The 1,525-nt window shown below is 73.8% G+C and carries 2 protein-coding genes; both read right to left on the bottom strand.

The window, feature by feature from the left end:
* Positions 1-749: DNA polymerase IV (dinB, locus tag DW309_RS09170; protein WP_136045193.1), on the bottom strand; the 749-nt coding region annotated here is incomplete at its 3' end.
* Positions 750-909: 160 nt separating this feature from the next.
* Positions 910-1,525 (bottom strand): SDR family NAD(P)-dependent oxidoreductase (locus DW309_RS09165; RefSeq protein WP_136045192.1); only part of this gene is annotated, 616 nt, incomplete at its 5' end.

The raw sequence follows: 1,525 nt of genomic DNA, 5'->3' as shown, positions 1-1,525 counted from the left end.
GAGCCGAGCGCGCGCTGCGAGCCGATCGACCCGCGCCGCCGTGTGGTGTCGACCGGGCGCGGATCCCGCAGTCGCGCGAGCGCGTGCACGTGCGCGCCCGTGGCCTTGCCGAGCATGCGCTCCGCCGTCGCCGCCTCCAGCTCCGCGAGCTGGCCGACCGTGCGCACGCCGTAGCGGTGCAGCTTCTCGGCCGTCACCGCGCCCACACCCCACAGCCGCTCGACCGGCAGCGGCAGGAGGAACTGCTCCTCGCGCTCGGGCTCCACGACCAGCAGACCGTCGGGTTTGCTTACGGCGCTGGCGACCTTCGCGAGGAACTTGGTGCGCGCGACCCCGACCGAGATCGCGAGCCCGACCTCGCGTCGCACACGTTCCCGCAGGCGCACGGCGATCTCCGCCGGCGTTCCCGCGATGCGTCGCAGCCCGCCGACCTCCAGGAACGCCTCGTCGATTGACAGCCCCTCGACCAGCGGGGTCGTGTCGCGGAAGATCGCGAACACGTCCTTGCTCGCGGCGGAGTACGCCTCCATGCGCGGCGGCACCACCACGGCGTCGGGGCACAGCTCCCGCGCCTGGCGACCGCCCATCGCGGTTCGGACGCCGCGGGCCTTCGCCTCGTAGCTCGCCGCCAGCACGACCCCACCGCCCACGATCACCGGGCGACCGCGCAGCTCGGGGGCGTCGCGCTGCTCGACCGACGCGTAGAAGGCGTCGAGGTCGGCGTGCAGCACGGTGGCTTCCCCACGCATCCGTTCTCCCGTCGACGAGCGGATCGTCGCACGGACCCCGGACATCGGTGCGGGCGCGTCGTCGCGCGGGGACCGCTCGGAAACCACGCCGGCGACGAGACGAACGGCCCTCAGGCACCACGCCGGCGACGAGACGAACGGCGCTCAGGAATCGGCGGCGTCAGGCGTCGAAGCGGGCGCGCAGGGCGGGGTCGACGGCGATGTCGCCGAAGGACGCGGTCCAGGCGCCGTCGACCGCGATGGACTGACCGGAGAGGTACGGGGCCTCATCGGAGAGCAGGAATGCGGTGACGGCGGCGACCTCCTCCGCCCGGGCGATGCGTCCCATCGGCGGGCCCTCCGCGAGCGCGCGCTCCTCCGCAGCGGGGTCGGCCGCTCGGGCGATCTGCGCCTCCAGGTGCGGGGTGCGCACGCCGCCCGGCGCCACGGTGTTCGCGCGTATGCCGAGACCGCCATATGTCACCGCGACACTGCGCGTGAGCGCGTCGATGCCGCCCTTCGTGAACTCGTAGGCGGCGTGATCCACAAAGCTCGCCCGCCCGTGGATCGAGCCGATGTTCACGATCGCCCCCGGCACGCCCTGGTCCACGAACGCCGACACCGCGGTCGAGCAGCCCCACAGGTAGCCGAAGCCGTTGATGCCGATGATCTCCCGCACCGCGGTCTCATCCAGCTCGTGCAGGGGAGTGCGCCGGGTGATGCCGGCGTTGTTCACCCACCCGCCCAGTGGTGCGCGCGCCCGGGCCGCGGTCGCCGCGCGCGCGTGCGCCTCCCGG

Source organism: Microbacterium sp. K41 (assembly GCF_004794395.1).
GTDB classification, from domain to species: Bacteria; Actinomycetota; Actinomycetes; order Actinomycetales; family Microbacteriaceae; genus Microbacterium; species Microbacterium sufflavum.
This window is presented reverse-complemented; position numbering and strand designations above follow the sequence as displayed.